Annotated in this window: 21 protein-coding genes and 3 pseudogenes; 3 read left to right on the top strand and 21 right to left on the bottom strand. The window is 35.9% G+C overall.

Annotated features, from left to right (window positions below; translation table 11 throughout):
- Nucleotides 1–201: 201 nt before the first annotated feature.
- From IGJ00_RS01470 to IGJ00_RS01420, 11 genes are all read right to left on the bottom strand, one after another.
- A complete protein-coding gene (locus IGJ00_RS01470) occupies nt 202–588 on the bottom strand; it encodes a DUF4176 domain-containing protein (RefSeq protein ID WP_438844030.1) in 387 nt (128 codons plus the stop codon).
- Nucleotides 589–915: 327 nt separating this feature from the next.
- Nucleotides 916–1,446, bottom strand: a complete 531-nt coding sequence (locus IGJ00_RS01465) for a hypothetical protein (protein ID WP_071866170.1) — start codon at nt 1,444–1,446, stop codon at nt 916–918.
- A gap of 9 nt (nt 1,447–1,455) precedes the next feature.
- On the bottom strand, nt 1,456–2,181 hold the full coding sequence (locus IGJ00_RS01460; RefSeq protein WP_438844029.1) for a hypothetical protein: 726 nt from the start codon (nt 2,179–2,181) through the stop codon (nt 1,456–1,458).
- Entirely contained in the window at nt 2,171–2,620 is a 450-nt protein-coding gene (locus IGJ00_RS01455) for a hypothetical protein (protein ID WP_438844028.1), read from the bottom strand. The genes IGJ00_RS01460 and IGJ00_RS01455 overlap by 11 nt, the downstream gene beginning before the upstream one ends.
- 20 nt (nt 2,621–2,640) lie before the next feature.
- A complete protein-coding gene (locus IGJ00_RS01450; RefSeq protein ID WP_438844027.1) occupies nt 2,641–3,456 on the bottom strand; it encodes a hypothetical protein in 816 nt (271 codons plus the stop codon).
- Entirely contained in the window at nt 3,447–3,620 is a 174-nt protein-coding gene (locus IGJ00_RS01445) for a hypothetical protein (RefSeq protein WP_260652454.1), read from the bottom strand. Before IGJ00_RS01445 ends, IGJ00_RS01450 begins: the two co-directional genes overlap by 10 nt.
- 6 nt (nt 3,621–3,626) lie before the next feature.
- A complete protein-coding gene (locus IGJ00_RS01440) occupies nt 3,627–3,803 on the bottom strand; it encodes a hypothetical protein (RefSeq protein WP_260652452.1) in 177 nt (58 codons plus the stop codon).
- A 589-nt stretch (nt 3,804–4,392) separates the two neighbouring features.
- On the bottom strand, nt 4,393–4,956 hold the full coding sequence (locus IGJ00_RS01435; protein WP_070828486.1) for a restriction endonuclease subunit S: 564 nt from the start codon (nt 4,954–4,956) through the stop codon (nt 4,393–4,395).
- Nucleotides 4,957–4,970: 14 nt separating this feature from the next.
- Nucleotides 4,971–6,014, bottom strand: a complete 1,044-nt coding sequence (locus IGJ00_RS01430) for a hypothetical protein (protein WP_002292292.1) — start codon at nt 6,012–6,014, stop codon at nt 4,971–4,973.
- 132 nt (nt 6,015–6,146) lie between these two features.
- Nucleotides 6,147–6,551 (bottom strand): organic hydroperoxide resistance protein, encoded by a 405-nt coding sequence (locus IGJ00_RS01425; protein ID WP_002292291.1) that lies wholly within the window; start codon nt 6,549–6,551, stop codon nt 6,147–6,149.
- A 198-nt stretch (nt 6,552–6,749) separates the two neighbouring features.
- Entirely contained in the window at nt 6,750–6,998 is a 249-nt protein-coding gene (locus IGJ00_RS01420; protein ID WP_071866166.1) for a GlsB/YeaQ/YmgE family stress response membrane protein, read from the bottom strand.
- A gap of 130 nt (nt 6,999–7,128) precedes the next feature.
- Between IGJ00_RS01420 and IGJ00_RS01415 the strand changes: the two are divergent.
- Nucleotides 7,129–8,321: pseudogene (locus IGJ00_RS01415) on the top strand (IS256-like element ISEfm2 family transposase).
- A gap of 51 nt (nt 8,322–8,372) precedes the next feature.
- On the opposite strand, the pseudogene IGJ00_RS01410 reads toward IGJ00_RS01415, so the two are convergent.
- The 6 genes and pseudogenes from IGJ00_RS01410 to rlmH form a co-directional block, all read right to left on the bottom strand.
- Nucleotides 8,373–8,804: pseudogene (locus tag IGJ00_RS01410) on the bottom strand (DUF998 domain-containing protein); the annotation flags it as partial.
- Nucleotides 8,805–9,069: 265 nt separating this feature from the next.
- Entirely contained in the window at nt 9,070–10,122 is a 1,053-nt protein-coding gene (locus tag IGJ00_RS01405; RefSeq protein WP_002291912.1) for a PTS sugar transporter subunit IIC, read from the bottom strand.
- 12 nt (nt 10,123–10,134) lie between these two features.
- On the bottom strand, nt 10,135–11,073 hold the full coding sequence (locus tag IGJ00_RS01400) for a 2-dehydropantoate 2-reductase (RefSeq protein WP_002291914.1): 939 nt from the start codon (nt 11,071–11,073) through the stop codon (nt 10,135–10,137).
- A gap of 450 nt (nt 11,074–11,523) precedes the next feature.
- A complete protein-coding gene (locus tag IGJ00_RS01395) occupies nt 11,524–12,159 on the bottom strand; it encodes a hypothetical protein (protein WP_010728617.1) in 636 nt (211 codons plus the stop codon).
- A gap of 99 nt (nt 12,160–12,258) precedes the next feature.
- Nucleotides 12,259–12,755, bottom strand: a pseudogene (locus tag IGJ00_RS01390) (DUF1456 family protein).
- Between the two features lie 84 nt (nt 12,756–12,839).
- Nucleotides 12,840–13,319, bottom strand: coding sequence for a 23S rRNA (pseudouridine(1915)-N(3))-methyltransferase RlmH (gene rlmH, locus IGJ00_RS01385; protein WP_034689953.1), 480 nt, complete (start codon nt 13,317–13,319; stop codon nt 12,840–12,842).
- 427 nt (nt 13,320–13,746) lie between these two features.
- Here rlmH and IGJ00_RS01380 point away from each other — a divergent pair, with 427 nt between their 5' ends.
- Nucleotides 13,747–15,051, top strand: a complete 1,305-nt coding sequence (locus IGJ00_RS01380) for a S1C family serine protease (protein WP_066025889.1) — start codon at nt 13,747–13,749, stop codon at nt 15,049–15,051.
- A gap of 46 nt (nt 15,052–15,097) precedes the next feature.
- On the opposite strand, the gene ytpR is transcribed toward IGJ00_RS01380, so the two are convergent.
- The 4 genes from ytpR to pepA all read right to left on the bottom strand — a co-directional run bounded on the left by ytpR (nt 15,098) and on the right by pepA (nt 17,950).
- Nucleotides 15,098–15,703 carry a YtpR family tRNA-binding protein gene (gene ytpR / locus IGJ00_RS01375; protein WP_071866223.1) on the bottom strand — a complete coding sequence of 202 codons (606 nt, stop codon included), beginning with the start codon at nt 15,701–15,703 and terminating at the stop codon, nt 15,098–15,100.
- A 246-nt stretch (nt 15,704–15,949) separates the two neighbouring features.
- The gene (locus IGJ00_RS01370) at nt 15,950–16,405 is read right to left on the bottom strand and encodes a universal stress protein (protein ID WP_071866165.1); all 456 of its coding nucleotides are present in this window, start codon (nt 16,403–16,405) and stop codon (nt 15,950–15,952) included.
- 21 nt (nt 16,406–16,426) lie between these two features.
- Nucleotides 16,427–16,747, bottom strand: coding sequence for a thioredoxin family protein (locus IGJ00_RS01365; protein WP_071866164.1), 321 nt, complete (start codon nt 16,745–16,747; stop codon nt 16,427–16,429).
- A 123-nt stretch (nt 16,748–16,870) separates the two neighbouring features.
- Nucleotides 16,871–17,950, bottom strand: coding sequence for a glutamyl aminopeptidase (pepA, locus tag IGJ00_RS01360; RefSeq protein WP_019724279.1), 1,080 nt, complete (start codon nt 17,948–17,950; stop codon nt 16,871–16,873).
- Nucleotides 17,951–18,150: 200 nt separating this feature from the next.
- On the opposite strand from pepA, the gene IGJ00_RS01355 reads away from it, so the two are divergent.
- Nucleotides 18,151–18,501 carry a PepSY domain-containing protein gene (locus IGJ00_RS01355; RefSeq protein WP_019724280.1) on the top strand — a complete coding sequence of 117 codons (351 nt, stop codon included), beginning with the start codon at nt 18,151–18,153 and terminating at the stop codon, nt 18,499–18,501.
- Nucleotides 18,502–18,562: the final 61 nt, after the last annotated feature.

Genomic DNA, 18,562 nt, shown 5'->3' with positions numbered 1-18,562 from the left:
TGTCTACTCCCCAAAAAATAATTTTATTGATAGGATCGAAAGCCGTTAGTCTCATTATCAATTTTCAGTGTGTTTATATTGCCATTTTTATTTATTCACTTTTCATACAAAACCAACAAAAACGATCTTCCTCCTCATCTTTAAATTGTATTTGATGGGCTTAATAATCCTTGCTAGCATTCTCATTAACTCAATATAAATTTAAAAACCAAATGTTCCTCCTTCCAATAAAGATTTTTTTCCTAAATCCCCGTATTCTTTTTTCTTAGAAGTATGTTTTAGATCAATAACTTTACCTTTAGGGATATCCAAATTATTTTGCTTCCATTCTTCTAAGGCTGTTAAAACTGTTTTTTCATTTTCACTTATATATCCTTGATATAAAATTTCTCGAATGTCCTCGTTATTAAAATACGCTATTTCTTCAATATTATTTAAACCAGTTAGTTGATTTACTGCAGCATAATCTAAGTAATAAATTTCCTCTTGCATCTTCAAAATCGGTTGTCGCGCAACAATTAGTAATGGCATAATTCCTTCTTTCATGTACACAACACTACCCAAAGGCAATAAGTTAGTTTGTTCCATATGTATTCTCCATTCTAGTTATTATAGCTGTTGCTATTAGTAGGCTCAATCTCTGTATTTCCGACTTCTATTCCATAAGAAATTTAATACAAAAAAAGGATATACATATTTACCGATCATCTTTATCAAATATTATTTTATATTTCACTTTTTTTGTTGAATATATTTTGCCATTATATATAGTACTCACAAGAATAAACACTGTAAGAAAAAATAATAATCTTTCTTGTATCAAAAAAGGAAGCACTAGCGTAAATATGCCATAAAATATAAGCAATCCTATCCCTACTATTAATACCTTTACGCAATGAATCATCTTCATTCTTCTCACCACCACTTTAAATTTTTTTGTGTAATGATCAATGGAGTAATTGCATATCCCTTACCTATAAGCTTTAAAGAACTACCTCTTTTTTCTAATTCCATTTTTAATCTATTTTTTCTCCAATAAGAGACAACAGAAAGACAAACGACTAATGTTAACCAGAAGAATAATAAATTGATGATTCCTTCCAACATATCTATTGGCAAATTACTTTTGCCCCAAAGCCAATTCTGTGGAATAAAGTCCCTCACTAAGTTACTTAAAGGAAGTCCAATGGCTACTCCTAAATAACTTTTTTCTGATTTTTTCTTGATTTCCTTCTCCATTTCTAAACCAGAAATACTGGATTCACTCAAAGAAATACTGGCTTGATAGATCTTTCTATTAACTCTATATTGCTTTAAACCTACCATGAAATTGTTTTGTCTTATTAAATATTCTTCATTATTATCTGAAATCAATAGACACCAACCTGGAATTACTCTTTTTTTATCAAAGCATAAATTTCTAATCTCACCATCTTCTATTTCCATATCATTTACTCAAGATACACTTTCTAACATTATATATTTCACATCATTATTAACGAACCAAACTTTACCATTGAACAAAAAAATTTTAACTATATAAAAACTCAACAAACTTAGCAATCTTGCTTGTACTAAAAAAGGTATTATAAACAAAAAAATGATTGTAAAACAAATAATCAAAGCTAGACCAACTAGATTATTTATTGTCCATACTTTTTTTGTATATTTAGAATTATTAATCAGATTTATCTTTCCTAAAAAACTTACATCAAAATCATTATTCATCATTTTAAAAAGAAAATTTCTTTTTCTAAAGAAAGAACAAAAGTACAAGCAAACTATTATAGTTAGCCAAAAAAACAATAGATTTTTTATACCTATAGAAAAATTAAAAGATTGATCAGAATTATCCCATAACCATTCAACTGGAACTATTTTTCTTATTATTGGATATAATACTAAAGCAACCGCACTACCTATGTAATTGCTGTTCGATTTTTTCTTATAATCTTTCTCTATCTCTTTACAGTCTACAGAAAAACTCATTAAAGAAGTATTAGATTTATATATTTCTCTCTTCAGATGATAGTTGCCCAACCTTAACAAATTTGAATTCTGTCGAACAACAAATTCTTCATTGTTTTCTGTTACTAATAACAACCATCCGCGAATAATTTTATTTTTTTGAAATGCAATATTATATATTTTCCCACCAATAATTTTACGGTTATATTCCATCTAATAGGCCTCCAATAAAACCACTCACCCCTTCAGTGAAATCACCCCATCCAGATACTACTGCTTGTCCCACACTATCTTCAAAATCTCTAACAAATTTAAATTTTTCTCTTAAAATATCATTCGCAATACCTACACCTATACCTACAGCTATAGAACCTACTATACCAATACTTACAGGAGCAGAAATTAGTCCAACTGCAGCTAATGCTCCCGTACTAAGCTTTATACCACTTACTACTCCTGCACTCGCTAATCCTGTAATTATTCCTTTTCCCCAAGCCTCTTCAGCACTATCACCTGAAACTATATCTATCCCTACACCAATTAATAATCCTGCTCCTTCTGTTATTACCTTACCTCCATATTTAAATACCCCTTTTATTGCATTCTCAGCCGATTCTCTTGCAGCTAGTGTGGCTCCAGGAACTTCTCCCAAAATCTTTCCGTCTGGTAATTCTAATGAATATCGGTTTTTCCAGATATAGTCGGAAGCATTTTGACCATGCTGTATTCCTTTTTGTATAAATAGTTTCTCTGTTTTCTCACTAGCCAGAGCACCCCTGTTGTTTGAAGTACTGAAATAACTTCATCATAATTTTCTATATCTATTTGATCAGAAGTAAACCACTTTTTATTTATTCCCTCGGGTAACAAATATGAACCATCTGTCCTCACTCGCGTATTCTTTAACACTAATACACCTTGCATCGCCAGTTTTAGTTCATCCAAACTATGATTGAATAATCCACTAGTTTGAGTATTGAAATTATGTATTTTTTTTAGTTTATTTTGTAATTGATCAATATCTTGTTGAAAGCTTTCTGACATACGATCTAGATCTCGTTGGACATTTAGCAATGTTTCGAGAATGCCGACGAACGGATTACTTTGTGCTTGGGACTGGACAAAAGCAGAAGTCGTGTCTACTGATGCTTTCATAACTCGTGTCGTCGCCAGTTGCTGGTTCAGTTTGTTCTCATCCAAGTATCCTTCCATTGCTACAATCTGATCCGCGACTTTATACCTTTGTAGCTCCTGTTCAATTTTTTCAATCGCATTCGTTGTTCGTGTAATTGTCGGAATGATCAATTCACTAAATAATCCTTTTCCTGCTGTATATGCTGCACCAGACAATTCGTTTCCGTTAACAGCTGATACGATTTTTTGACTTCCAATCTTTAGTTGATTGATCGTTTCTTTACTACTTGCTAAGTTCTTCTTAAGCGCTGACATAAATTCTGATGATTCCCCACTTACATAAACTAACCCCACTCGAATGTTCTCCTTTCTGCAAACAACTCTTCTCTTTCTACTTCTAATCCTTGTAAAGTTTTCCTGTACGAAAAATCAAGTTCTTCATGTGCCTGATGAAATTGTTGTTGAAATGTTTGTTGCTTTGCTTCATACTCCTTCTGCATCCAAATTGCATTGGTCATACCTTGTTAGATATCTTCATGATTCAATTCAGATAATTGGCGAAAACCTCTTTGAAGTTCTTTTTCTAATTGAAGGAGCTGGTTTTCTAACCTACGTTTTCCATTTGCTAATTCGTCTTGTTGGTGTTCCACTTTCCAAATTTCTTTTTGATTCTCATAGATCATTTCATTGTCTATTGACATTCATTCACCTTCTTAGATATTTGATGGTTGATTTCTTGCAACATTCTTTTTCCTAAACGATAGCTTTGCTCTTTAGATACTGTCCTTCTTAAACTAAATACGAATTTTTTCTGAATTATTTTCATATTTAAAACGATTAAAACGATTTTTATTATTTCATAAAAAAATGAGCTCTTTGATCAAATAAAATAACTGATAAAATTAACTTTACACCTTCGATATATTTCCATTTTAATATAATAATCAATTGAAAAATAGAACATATCATAAAACGTCGTTTTGGTTTCATAATCGTTAAAATAACATTAAAAAAAGACCGTCATTTATTGACAGTCATTCGTGATATCGATCATTATTTCATTTATGATACGGAGCTGCCTATCATGAGTGAATGATATTAGGAAAACTTCATAAAATAAATCTTTTATACATTTCCACTTCTAGATGGTCATTCATGTTAGAAGAATCAAACTATTTTTTTACTGTCGTAATAATATTAAAACACTAGAACAAATCAATTAAATTCCATAAAATATAAATAATAGACCTAGCATCATCTGGTATAAAATGGATGCTAGGTCCGTTATATTTACTCAAAATTGATTCTACGAATAGATCTTCTTATCATTTCTATTTTAGTAGTCATGCGTTGTTGTTCTTCTAAAGGTGGTAATGGTATAAGTAGTTTAGATAAATTTGTACCATTTACATTTGGTTGCCCAGTTCCGTAAGAAATTTTTTCTAATAACTTCCAATATAATGGCGAGTCTAAGAAGCAGTCTACGTATTCTGATAATAATTTCTCAACTAACCTAATTCGAATCAAGTAAGAAGCAAAAACAGATTCCTCACTTATTTCCTTAACCAAGAAACTTTTTCCCATAGTTCCTCCTGTCCTTGCTATCAAAATGTCATTTTCTTCCAATCTTAAATCAACTAGTTTAGAATTACTAATATCACAGTAAGGCACACTGGACCAATTTACACGTCCCTCTTGTATATCTGTGATTCTTAAAAACTTAACATTGCCTTGTTTTTTCGCCGAATCTGTATAGCCATATTGAATCTTAGTAGAAATACTTCCTAAATAAACCCATAGTTGAACATCGCTAGATGATTTTTCTTGTCGTTCTTTATGAACAACAGTGATCATCTTGAGTTGTCCGACTATTTTTTAGTTGCAGCAATCTTTTTGGGACGCTTATTTGCATGAAGCAACGTTGCTAAGTCTAGTAATAAAACATTGGCTAACACAGGATTGGCTTTCTCGCGATACGCTGCGGCGCCACTTTCAAACAATACTGCTAGACGATCTTCTACAACAACGATTTGTTCCAAATACGGTGGAAATTTGATTCGTTTTAGGATCCGGCTAGGAGAGTCCCGCTCGGACACTAAGAGTTCCGAGGTATAAGGACCATAAGAACGACTGGCTAAGAGATAATGGCCATAAAAAGCCACACCTTGAATCTTATCAGATGTTTTTCTGCTCATTGTCACGGTTGGTTGGATTTTGTCTTTGCGGCGAATTGCTGTTTTCATTTCAGCTATCGTCGGCAATAGATAGAAAGTCAACTGTCCTTCACCTTTTAGTGTGAAGTTGCCAGATACCAGTTGATCATTGTTTTGAGTCAAATACGATGCTTGTGGAATCTCTGAGAGATCAGTTGTCAGCCAATAAGCGATTGGCTGTCCCGTCTCTTCAGATGTATCTGCTAAGATATCGATCAAACGTAAAGCGGCTACTCGTCCAGTAGCAGATCCTGTGATTGTCAACCATAAAAGTTCCCGTTTTGTATCATATACTAAGCCCCCTACATGTGGCCGTTTAGGTAAAATCAGCAGTTTGATCGGCTGTCCTGTTTCTCTATCCAGTACATGAATAATAGAATGATGCTGATGGTCATAGCAGTAGGCAGAAATAAACACAAAATCTTGAGAAAAAGCCAACCCTTGCGGCGTCATCCATTGACAAACCTCATTTTCGCCGGTTTCCGGCACCACCATTCTTGTTTCTGTTAATCCAGGAATGTTATATTGTTTTGCTTCAGCCTTTTCCCAAGCTGCTTGAACAATAGGATACCGTTTTAACTTTTTTTCAATATCCTGATGTATCCGTTGCTGCTTCCAATGCTTAAACTTTAGGACATAGTAAACAAGGAGGCCAATGACCAGCAACACTAAAATCATTATTGCTACCCGCTGTGTCATTTTTTTGCCTCCTTGTTCTATTCGATCAATCGTACATATACCGCAATTAATTACCGTAACTACATGTTTCTTTTACTAGCGTTTCTTTATAGGATCTTTCATAATCTCATTTATAGTAACATTAAGAATCCCTTATTCTACTATAGTCACTTCCACATCAATATTGCCTCTTGTTGCTTTAGAGTATGGGCAAAATGCGTGGGCTTCTTCTGCGATTTTCTCTGCTTGGTCCTTCTCAAGTCCTGGCAAAGAAACTTCTAAAACAACCCCGATTTGGTAGCCCCCATCTTCTAATTGAAATAAAGATACCCGTGCTTTGACTTCAGAATCAGACTCAAGATTATTTTCTTCCAGCATGTGTTGAACCGCGCCGTTGAAGCAAGATGCGTATCCAGCCGCAAAAAGTTGTTCCGGATTTGTCCCTTCACTATGGATTCCTGGGCGGTCGATCTTCATGTGCATACTTCCGTTTGGTGCCTCAACCTCGCCATCACGGCCTCCACGATTGATCATTGCTGTTTCGTACATTTTTTTCATTGAGATCATCCTTTCTTTCGTCGTTCTATATTAAGTGTAACGAGTATTTTTTAATCTGACAAAGGTAATGCTTGCATTCGGCGACATCAGTTAGACAACATCGATGATCAGTGATAGAAGCAGTTTATCTATACAAAAAAAGAAGCAGCGAAAAGCTGCTCCTTAAGATAATAGGTAAAATTGCTGATATATTGACGATTAACCTCTTGAACGTCCCAAGCAAAATGATACTACAGCAACAACGATGATCGCACCAATGATAGAAGGAATCAAAGCCATTCCTGCTAATTGAGGACCCCAGCTACCTAATAATGCTTGTCCAATTGCTGAACCAACTAAACCTGCAACGATGTTAGCTATCCATCCCATTGATCCACCTTTATTTGTAATTGCTCCGGCAATCAAACCGATAATAGCTCCTACGATTAATACCCATAACCAATGCATAATTTTTTCTTTCTTTCTGTGAAATATTTATTACACATATTATGTTACGCTTCTTCTTAATAGAGTGTAAAATATTTTGTGTAAATAGAAAAAAGGAAGTCCCTTCTGTAGAATAGAGTTACCACAACACATTCACAGAAAAGAGGACTTCCATAAGAACGATTTTACTACAGAAATTCTAAAGACTCTAGCGAACAAAGGCGATTTGAATGAATTATTCCGTGTCCATTTGGAAAAAGCTGTCAATACGCTTCTCAAAACGGAGTTAACGGCTTTCTTCGATTACGAAAAGTACGATCGCATTGGTTTTAACACGGGTAATTCTCGTAACGGCTCCTATGACCGTACGGTCAAGACCGAGTACGGGGAACTTCATCTCCAGATTCCGCGCGACCGCAACGGGCGAGTTCAAGCAACAGACTGTTCCTGCTTATAGACGGACGAATGATACCTTAGAGGAGACCGTCATTCACCTCTTCCGAAAAGGTATTACCATGTCGGAAATCGCAGACTTGATTGAGAAAATGTATGGGCATCACTACACGCCCCAAACCATGTCCAACATGACTAAAGTGCTGACTGAAGAAGTAAATGCATTTAAAGTTAGAACTCTAAATGATAAGTATGTCGCTATTTTCATGGATGCTACTTATATTCCTTTAAAACGGCAAACCGTCTCCAAAGAAGCAATCTATATTGCCATTGGTATACGAGAAGACGGCACTAAAGAAGTACTAAGTTATGCGATTGCTCCGACTGAATCGACCTACGTTTGGAATGAGTTGTTACAGGACATTTACTCCAGAGGGGTTCATGATGTCTTACTGTTTATTACCGATGGCTTAAAAGGCATGAAAGATACGATTCACCAGATTTATCCTAAAGCTAAATACCAACATTGCTGTGTTCACGTTTCCCGTAATATTGCTCACAAAGTATGTGTCAAAGATCGAAAAGAAATCTGTGATGATTTTAAGGCTGTTTATCAAGCTAGCTTAAAGGAAGAGGCAAATACCTTTTTAGGGAGTATGATTGAGAAGTGGCAGAAAACTTATCCTAAAGTGACGCAGTCACTGATAAAAAATCAAGATTTATTGACTTTTTATGAGTTTCCGCCGAAGCATTTACTCAACTAATTTAATCGAATCTTTCAATAAACAAATCAAGAAATACAGCCGCAGAAAAGAGCAGTTTCAAAATGAAGAATCACTAGAGCGTTTCCTAGTATCCATCTTTGATACATACAATCAAAAATTCTTAAATAGAAGCCATAAAGGCTTCCAACAAGTGACGGATACATTAGCTTCAATGTTTACTGAGTAACCCATTATTTTGCAGAAGGACGAGTTATTTACACAAAATTATTGACGCTCCCCGATAAAGCAGAACAAGTAACAATGGGAAAAGTAGAAAGCCTGCATAGCCTAGCCCAGAACCTATATTATGGATCCAAGTCGATAGATTCCAAGAGCTTTCATTCGTATTGATACTGAATAACCCAGTAAAAATACAATCACCTATCCCATATAAACCAACTGTTGCAACAGCAAGTATTGCAAGTGTTTTTGATGTTCCAACAAATAGGTGATACAACGCAGGCAACGAAAGAACAAAAAAAAGTCCAGATACAACTGACCAGACCAAGAAAGCACGTCTGACTGGACTATCTACGTCACCAAACACACTAATTACGGTAGTCATTTGATTCAGTTTGGGATAAAAAAGGCCAAGGATATACGGTGTCGATAAATCACTAATCACACCTAATAATAAAAAATAAAAACCATATTTTTGCAAAAAAATCATTTTCTTCCCCTACTTTTTAGTGATTATTCGATACATCCAACAATCAAATTTTTTCTCATTTTAACACATATTTTTATTCTAGTTGCCTTTTGAACAATCAATAACATAAAGGTGAGTTTCTTCTACATTTTAAAAAATCGAATGGCACTGAAGAGTTCAGTTGTCAGCATCAATCTCCTACTCAAAAAGGCAAAAAAACGTAAGTCAGATGTTGTTGACATCTCACTTACGCATCCATTGATTGAAAATTTCTTAGTAAAATCTACTAGCCTAAAAATTTGAAGACTTCTTCTCGATCATACAGTTTAAATACTTTCTCGCATAAAAATTGAGTAATTAGTGCCGCAAAAACAGGGATGACTAACCAACAAAGAACAACAAGAAAGCCATTTAGCCCTGCATCTAAAGAAGCCAACGGACCAACAAGTCCGACCACGCCGAAACCAGCAGAAGCAGGCGTACCTGAAATAGAAAATAGAGCGACAGGAATAGCTGTAATCACTGCACTAACTAAACAAGGAATAAGAATCACAGGTTTTCTAAATAGATTAGGCATCATCATCTTCATAGCGCCTAAAGCAATCGCAATTGTCACACCTGACTTATTAACCTTCCAAGAGTTCACTACTAAAACAAAAGTGGTTGCAGCTACGCCCATCGCAGCCGCACCAGCAGAAACACCATCTAGTTGGATTGCCATTCCGATTGCTACTGTTGAAATAGGAGAGATAATCAAAAAGGCAAAGGAACAACCAATCAAGATAGACATTAACAGCGGTTGTAAGGTAGTGAAGTTATTAATCAATGATCCAATTGCAGAAGTAATTGCTGTTACAAAAGGGAATAAATAAAAACCAAGTAAACCTGCACCTACACCTACAACAATCGGTGTTAACACAATCGACACTGACCCAAAACTATTTCCAATCAGTAAAATCAGCCCGACAGCAATCGATGCTGTCAGCATCGTATTAATAATATCGCCTGTACCAGCACCAACGTAAACACCCGTTTCACCCAAATCAGGTGTGAATTTGACTACACCAGAACCAACAAAAGAAGCTCCGGCTACAACCATCATTCTCATCGGATCAAATCCAAATTGTAAGGCAATCAAACCACCAATGATCAAAGGTGTTGCTAATTGAAAAATAACTGCTAACTGTGCGATCGTTACCGCAAAGGGATACGCACTAAAATATTTTAAAATGGCACCTAATACTGCATTAGGAATCAATCCAATAATGATTCCTGTTGCTGTACCAGCGAGGACTTTATTCAGAAAAATTTTCGGTGATATTTTTTGTGAAGTTTCCATTCAATCTCTCCTTTATTTTACGTTCAAACTATCTTCTTTTGCATGGACAAGCTCAGTCAAGAAATCACAATAAGGCGTCGCAACACCATATTTCTTCCCTTTTCTAGAAATTGCGCCATTGATATAATCGATTTCTGTTAATCGATGGTTCTTAATCAAGTCTTGATACATTGAAGGATAATGTAACCCAATTGTTTCCGGGTCAAAACAAGATTCACAATGTGCAATGACTTCTGGGACATCTAGTTCAATCTTCTCTACTGCTGCTACTTTGGCAAACTCATTGACAATCGTCGCCACCATTTTATGAGCAGTCGATGTTTTTCCTAGCTCAGCCATATTAACGTCTAAGATTGTGCATAATCCGTTCATTGTTCCGTTCACACATGCTTTGCGATAAATAGAATAGTGAATATTGTCAGAAAAATGAGCATTTAATCCTGATTCAGACAATTTGTCTGCTAATTTTTTTGCAGCTGCTTCTTTTCCATCACCTAAATTTTGTAATTCTACTGAACCACTTCCAAATAATTTGACCTGACCAGGACCTTCAAGACCTGCCGTCCACATGGTATTTCCAATATAGATATTTTCCATTGGTACAAATTTCTCAATAATATCTTCATGCCCGATACCATTTAATAGACATAAGACCTCTGTATCTTTTTTGATTAATGATTGGATATCCTGCAGCATTTTTTCCAGCTGCATCGCTTTGGTAAATAGAATAATCAGATCAACTTGATCTTCTTTTTCTACTTCGGATTGAAGAACGATTGGTAGTTTTGCTTCTACCTCTTTACCATTAAAATTTGCTTGTAATCCATGTTCTTTGATTTGTTGGACATGTTCTGCCCAGCCATCGATTAATAATACTTCGTTCCCACTTTGGTGAAGCATTAACCCAAAGCGACTTCCCATTGCGCCAGCGCCTGCAATTGCTATTTTCATTGATTCTTCCTCCTTTTTCTTTCTATTATACTCATTTGAGAATCATTTCACAAATTTGTTTTGTTATTCTTCTCTTATTTATCATGTTTATATCCACCATTCAAGTTATTTTATCAGCAAATCAATAAAAACTGGAATAGAATCCAAATTTCATCGTAAGAGAAACTAGACTAGCAATAAGAAAATAGAAACATTCATAGAAAAAACCTCACTCCTCTGATTATAAAAGAGGGGGCATTAACCTCGTGTATACTAAAACCTTCCATTCATTCGATGGATGATTTTCTTTTTGTGAAAAAATATTCATTGTAGTACGATGTTGCGCAACACAGACGGATGGTATTGCTTATTATTTATTAAAATCGAACAATACACTTATTTAAAAACTTCTTTCCCAGATTTTCTTCCATTTTTACAGTTATAACTAGTATTATCATGAAAAATAGCCTTTTATTGTCTATGGGAATAATAATTTAAAATTGGTACTTTTTTATTAATTAGTTCATCGCCCAATAATCTCTCCAGTTTCTTAGCATCTCCTGACTCAACCGGAATTATCCAAGCCCAGTCCAAATAATTTTTTAAAATCTCATCATATTTTGCAAATATTTCATTGCCATATTCCGTCCTTAAAATTATATTTTCAGTGCCAGACAAGTGATTTGTATTGAGTTGATAAAAAAGATCTCCATCTAAAAAAATATCATTAGAAGAAGATTTCCCCACAGTAATGACCATTCCATCAGCTCTATGTGTTACATACAAATAATTGTATGACCTCATTTCACCTAATGAATCAATTATTTCTTGCCCTTTAGCTCTAATATATTGATCTCTATTACCTATCTCACTCTTATTTAACAAAAGTTTTTTCATGTCAAATTTAATCGGCTGTTTTATTTTTGTAAATTCGCTTCTACTACTAATCCAATCCGAGATTAATTTTTCAACATGTCCCAGAGTAAACTCTGATTTATTCGCTAAATACTTTTTTTGTTGTATTAAAGACATCTTTCCCCGAAGCTCAAAATTGAGCCTACATCGATTCTCTATCTCTTCAAAAAGCATCTTATCTTCATCATTCATTAAACCAATCCAGCTCCTCGATTAAGATAATATTTTAATCTCATACAAAAACTAGCTCTCATCAAAACAACCATTGTTTTGATTTCTCATGAAATTTCTTTATACTTTTCTCCGATTATAAATTCCTAACCCCTTGAGAAAATTACGCATATATTTATCTCCGCAATGCTTAAAATTTCGTTGGCCTTCTTTTCTCAAAAATGCCCCGATTTCGCCTTTTGATGGATAGATTTCTGCCTCAGCAAAAACGTCTAAAATATCATCAGTGGTCATAGACAAGGCGATTTTTAATTTTTTTAGCAACACATTGTTGATATATTTGATTTCCTTGCTTTTTTGCGGCGTGTCTACTATCGGCTTATCTTTTTGCGGACCACGCGCCAAGAGAATCAGGCCATTTAGGAATGCGTCAAAAACTTGGTTGTTGATGGTTTTTTCATACACATTATTTTCTGCATTATCTTTGTTCTTATCCTGTACTTTGGTCAGTACCGCCTGAGCTTCTTCTTTAGTCAGTGGTACACCGCCTAGCTCAAAAGCTTTAATCAAATCCGTATCTTTCAAATCAATCGCAATAACCTATCATTGTTATTCATTTGTTCCTCCGAAGTATTTAGTCTTTACTTTCTTACGTACTTTTTGTCTTGCTAAGATTTTTAGGATCAATGATAAAAACCGCATCACTTATGATAAGGCGCCCCAGTATTGATCCGAAACGCGCGATAAATTTGTTCAACGAGGATTAGACGCATCAGTTGATGCGGGTAGGTCATTTTGCCGAAGGAGATTTGGGCATTGCTGCGTTGCATGACGTCATCGCTTAATCCTAATGAGCCACCGATGACAAAGACGAGCTGGCTTTTTCCTTGGATGCCTAATTGATCAATTTGCTTTGCAAAGGCTTCACTGGTAGGATTTTCGCCTTGGATCGCTAAAGCGTAGACAAATTCATGATCTTTGATTTTTGCGAGTATACGCTCGCCTTCTTTTTCTTTGACTTGGCGCATTTGGGCTTCACTAAGATTTTCTGGTGCTTTTTCGTCAGGTACTTCGATTAGTTCGATTTTTCCATATGCTTTAAGTCGTTTGACATACTCATTGATTCCTTGGATCAAATATTTCTCTTTTAATTTTCCAACTGAAATGATTTTTATATTCATAATAATTTCCTTCCCTCGGTCTTTCATATCGAATTCTTCTTTCTTATTATAATAGAGTATTCTTATTCGACAAAGAGATTTAAAAAAGTTTTCCCACATAGTTATACACATCTTCCACAGGTTTATCCACAGCTTATCGTTGTTTTATTGCTTATTTCATAAGTATTTCTTAAGCAAACATATGTTTCGCACAGATTTTTCCACTTTTTCCACAAGTTGTTGATAACTTTTATGGGCATTTATACGCATTTTTTACAAATACTTTTCCACAATTCCTGTGTATAAGTTTGTATTTTATTTTTTCATCTGAAAACAATTATTTTTCCTAATGTTTTTCATAAAAAGTTCACAGTCTGGAAGTAGACTAAATTTAGTAAATAAGTCTATACTTAACTTATCAAGAAAATAATAAATGGAGGCAGATCACATGGACAGAAGAGATGTGACACCAAAAATGAAAAAAAGAAAATCTAATGGCATTTGGCGAAAGCTAGGTCTTGGCGTAGTTGGTGGCGTGATTGGCGGATTACTGACTTTCGGTATTTTTTATGCAGCAACTGGAGGTGGTAACTCAGTAACGACTTCTTCTAGCAGTGGGACACAAAATGCATCAGGCGAAACAGTTGTCGAAAATGTAAAAGTCAATGTAGATTCAGATATCACTTCTGCAGTAGATAAAGTGCAAGGAGCAGTTGTTTCTGTTATCAACCTACAAAAACAAAGTTCATCATCTGACCCGTTTGGTTCATTATTTGGCCAACAACAAGAAAGTAGTGGCGAAGATGGCGAATTGCAAGCTTACAGTGAAGGTAGCGGTGTGATTTATAAAAAAGAGGGCGATTCCGCTTATATCGTGACGAATAATCACGTTGTCGATGGACAACAAGGACTAGAAGTTTTACTAAAAGATGGAACAAAAGTGAAAGCAGAATTAGTCGGTACAGATGCTTATACTGATTTAGCTGTTTTAAAAATCAGTGCTGACAAAGTCGATACTGTTGCTTCATTTGGCGACTCTGCTTCATTGAAAGTCGGCGAACCTGCGATTGCGATTGGTTCTCCTCTAGGTTCTCAATACGCAAACTCGGTGACATCAGGAATTGTTTCTTCCTTGAATCGTCAAGTGACAAGTACAAATGAATCTAATGAGACAGTGAATATCAATGCGATCCAAACAGATGCAGCGATCAACCCAGGGAACTCTGGTGGTCCACTAGTTAATATCGAAGGCCAAGTTATTGGTATCAATTCAAGTAAAATTGCATCGACTTCTGATTCTTCAAGTGTAAGTGTTGAAGGAATGGGCTTTGCGATTCCAAGTAATGATGTCGTAAATATCATCAATCAACTTGAAAAAGATGGAAAAGTAACACGCCCTGCACTGGGTATCACAATGACCGATCTTTCCGCCGTTTCTACACAACAACAGGAACAGATCTTGAAATTACCATCTTCTGTAACAAATGGCGTGATCATTCGTTCGGTTCAACCAGCAACGCCTGCGGAAAAAGCTGGCTTAGAACAATATGATGTCATCACAAAAATCGATGATACAGAAGTCTCATCTGGTGTTGAATTACAGTCTGTGCTTTATGGTAAAAAAGTTGGTGACACTGTGAAGATCACTTATTACCGTGGCGAAGAAGAAAAAACTGTAGATATCAAATTGACAATTGATAATACTGCATTAAATCAAGGAAATTCAAATAGTTCCAATGGCTCAAATAATTAATAAAAAAACGGCTACCTCAATGGAGGTAGTCGTTTTTTTATTCATGCTAGTTTTTGAATGCTTCGCCAACTATCGCATCTTCAGGTAAAACTAAGATGCCTTTTTTCTCTGGGGCGTTAGGTACGTGAAGTTCCTTTGCAGAGCAAATCATTCCGTCACTTTTGACCCCTCTTAATTCTCCAGGCCAAATCATCATACCGTCTGGCATCATTGCACCAGGTTTAGCAACGACTACTTTTTGACCTGCTTCAATATTCGGTGCGCCACAAACGATTTGTAAAACTTCACCACCATCTACTTCTGTTTCAGTTACAGATAAATGATCAGAATCTGGATGAGGTTCACAAGTTTTGACGTAACCAACAACGATTTTCGGTTGGTTGTCTTTTTCCAATGTTTCTTCAAAGCCAGCTTCTTTGATCAAACGGTTCAATTCAGCTAGTTGTTCTTCTGAGATTGTTACTTGGCCATTGCCTTCAATTGTTAGATGATCTGAGATATGGAAAAAGTTCCATGCAACGATTTGACCAGATTCATCTTTGATTTGCGCAACATTCCATTTACGACTAACAGTGTTTTCCGTGCCTTTATCGTCGGCTATGATCACCATTAATGTGTCGCCCACATGTGCGCGATTATAAGCAAAAATCATTTTGTTTCCTCCAATATCATTTGTTGAAGTTGTTTTTGATTTATGGCAACTGAGTAGATCGATCAGCACCAAACTCTCTTGTATTATCTTAACAAAAAAAGGAAGTTCTTGCATGATAAATTCTCTTAGAAAAACTTGCCGGAATAAAAAGAAAGCACGGATCACAAAAAAAGACGAGGAAACGAAATGCACCATCTTTCGTTTCCTCGTCTTTTTTGTTCAAGGATCTGCCTATTGAATCAAAAACTAGGCTTCTCTTGGTTCTGAAACGACTAGGACATCACACGGAGCTTGTCGAATCACGTAGCTTGCCACACTCCCAGTCATAAAGCGTTCAACGGCATTCAAACCTGATTGACCGATCATGATCAAGTCGATTTGATATTTCTTTGGTAGTTTTACTGCCATAGATTCTCTGACCGAACCATAAGCCACAATGCCTTCTATTTTTTGGTAGTCAACGGATTTTCCGTAATTTTTACATTCTTCAATCAATTGTTTTGCTGATTCAGTCTGTTGATCGATCAAGGATTGGTCAATAGGCGTATACCCCATAAATTGATAAAATTGTTGGTCGATCACATTCGTCACGTACACTGTGCCTTCATTTCTACGAGCCACCTCGACAGCTTTTTTGAATGCAGCAAACGCTTGCTCGCTTCCGTCAATTCCAACTAATATTTTCTTATATGCTTGTTCCATTTTTCCCACTCCTCTCGTTTCTCACTGCTGAATCGTTTTTGTTAAAAATTGTTCGATTTCTTCTTTTGTTTTACGATCTTTATTGACCAGACGACCTAATTCTTTCCCATCTTTGATGACAATGAAACTTGGAATACCGAAAATATTCCATTCTGCTGCTAAATCGATGTACGCATCTCGATCCATTTCGACAAATGTCCACTCTGAAAAATGACGTTCGATTTCTGGCATTTGTGGTTTGATGAAGCGACAATCGCCACACCAATCGGCAGTAAAGAAAAAGATATGATTGCCTTTTTCAACATAACCGGCTACTTCTTCAAGACTTTTAGGAGTAATCATAGGTTCACACTTCTTTCTTATTCTATGTTCTACTTAAATTATACACCTTTACAAAAAACTGACCAAACTATATCTAAAAAATAAAAAACGAGCAAAAGCGGATCGCCTTTACTCGTTGATTACTTATTTTCCGTAAACGATCGTATTCACCGTTGATTTATCTAAGCCCTTCAATGTTTGGATCAACATTTCTCTGGCTGCTTCAAAGTCACGGATACTAAACATCGTTTGATGCGTATGGATATAGCGTCCAACTACACCGATAACGGTACTTGGGATTCCTTCATTTTGTGTATGAGCAGCACCAGCGTCGGTACCGCCTTTTGATACAAAGTATTGATAAGGAATATTGTTTGTTTCAGCAATATCTAATAAATATTCACGTAATCGCGGCAACATGATCAATCCTGGATCTTGGATACGCATCAAGGTGCCTTCTCCTAGATGACCAAATGTGCCTTTTTTCGTTACTGTATCATCTGCTGCAGAGCAGTCTACCGCAAAGAATAGATCAGGTTTGAATTTGTTCACTGAAGCTTTTGATCCACGTAAACCAACTTCTTCTTGGACATTGGCGCCGGCGATCAGCGTATGACCTAATGTTTCTTTTTCTAGGGCTTCTAATGCTTCCAAGACCATCGTACAACCGTAACGGTTGTCCCATGATTTACTGATGATATTTTTGCCGTTTGCTGTTTTGATCGTTTCTGCAAAAGGTACGATCGTATCTCCTGGTAGGACACCAAAACTCATTGCTTCTTCTTTTGATTCAAAACCAGCATCAAATAAAATATCTGTTACTTCGACTGACTTTTGACCGCTTGTACCACGTAATAAATGTGGTGGAACAGAAGAAGAAATACATGGGTAATTTTTCCCTGTTGATGTCTTCAATGTAAAGCGTTGAGCCGATACTACATAAGGATTCCAACCGCCTAGCGGAACCACTTTGAACAATCCGTTATCTTGGATTTGTGTCAACATAAAACCAACTTCGTCCATGTGTGCTGCCACCATGACACGAGGGGCATCCGCTTCTTGGTGATGGCGCAATCCAAAGATCCCACCTAATCCATCTAATTGTAATTCATCAACTAGTGGCTCCATGTGTTGTTCCATGTACGCGCGGATGTCTTGTTCAAAACCGCTTGTTCCTTGTAATTCTGTTAATTCTTTAATACGTTGAAATGTTTTTTCATCCATAATAATGATCGTCTATAATTCAGACTTGTCTCCTTTCAATCTCAGCTTTGATTTGTCTTAAAAAATAGTATCTGGACAAATCTATCGTGATTATTATACCGTATTTTATTTCAAAACGGTTATTTATTTCAAAGAAAATCAGATAGTGTGGTAAAATAAAGCCAAAGAAACTTGTGAAAGTGTAAAGGAGGGCAAGCAGCATGTATGAAGAAAGTGAACAGGCCTATTTCAAAGGTGGTTTAGCTGTCGGACTTGGTTTAGGATTATTAAGTGGCGTGGCAACTGCACTATGGTACAATCGCAACAAAACGATGTCCGCTGATGAAGTCTTAGCTACCATCAAAGAAGCGTTTTTAGATGAAGGCTCGATTGAAGGCTCCTGGATCTCTTTTGAGAAAGAACCGACACGTAAATTTGCAATTCATTCAAAAGCTTATCGTGGTGGGATTTCTCGCATAGAAGATGGTGAAGTCGTCTATTATGAATTTTTAGCAGATGCCTATACTGGTACTGTTTTAGATATTTCTAGAAAAAAAGGAACAGATGCTTGATTTCATTTTTAAAAGATTCTCTTAGAAATAGGCTTTCCTATGGATAAGAGCTTCTTTTTTT

It is taken from the genome of Enterococcus sp. AZ062, assembly GCF_051715065.1.
In the GTDB taxonomy this organism is placed as follows: Bacteria; Bacillota; Bacilli; order Lactobacillales; family Enterococcaceae; genus Enterococcus_B; species Enterococcus_B mundtii.
Note: the sequence above shows the minus strand (reverse complement) of the source record. Positions and strands in the feature narration are given on the sequence as shown.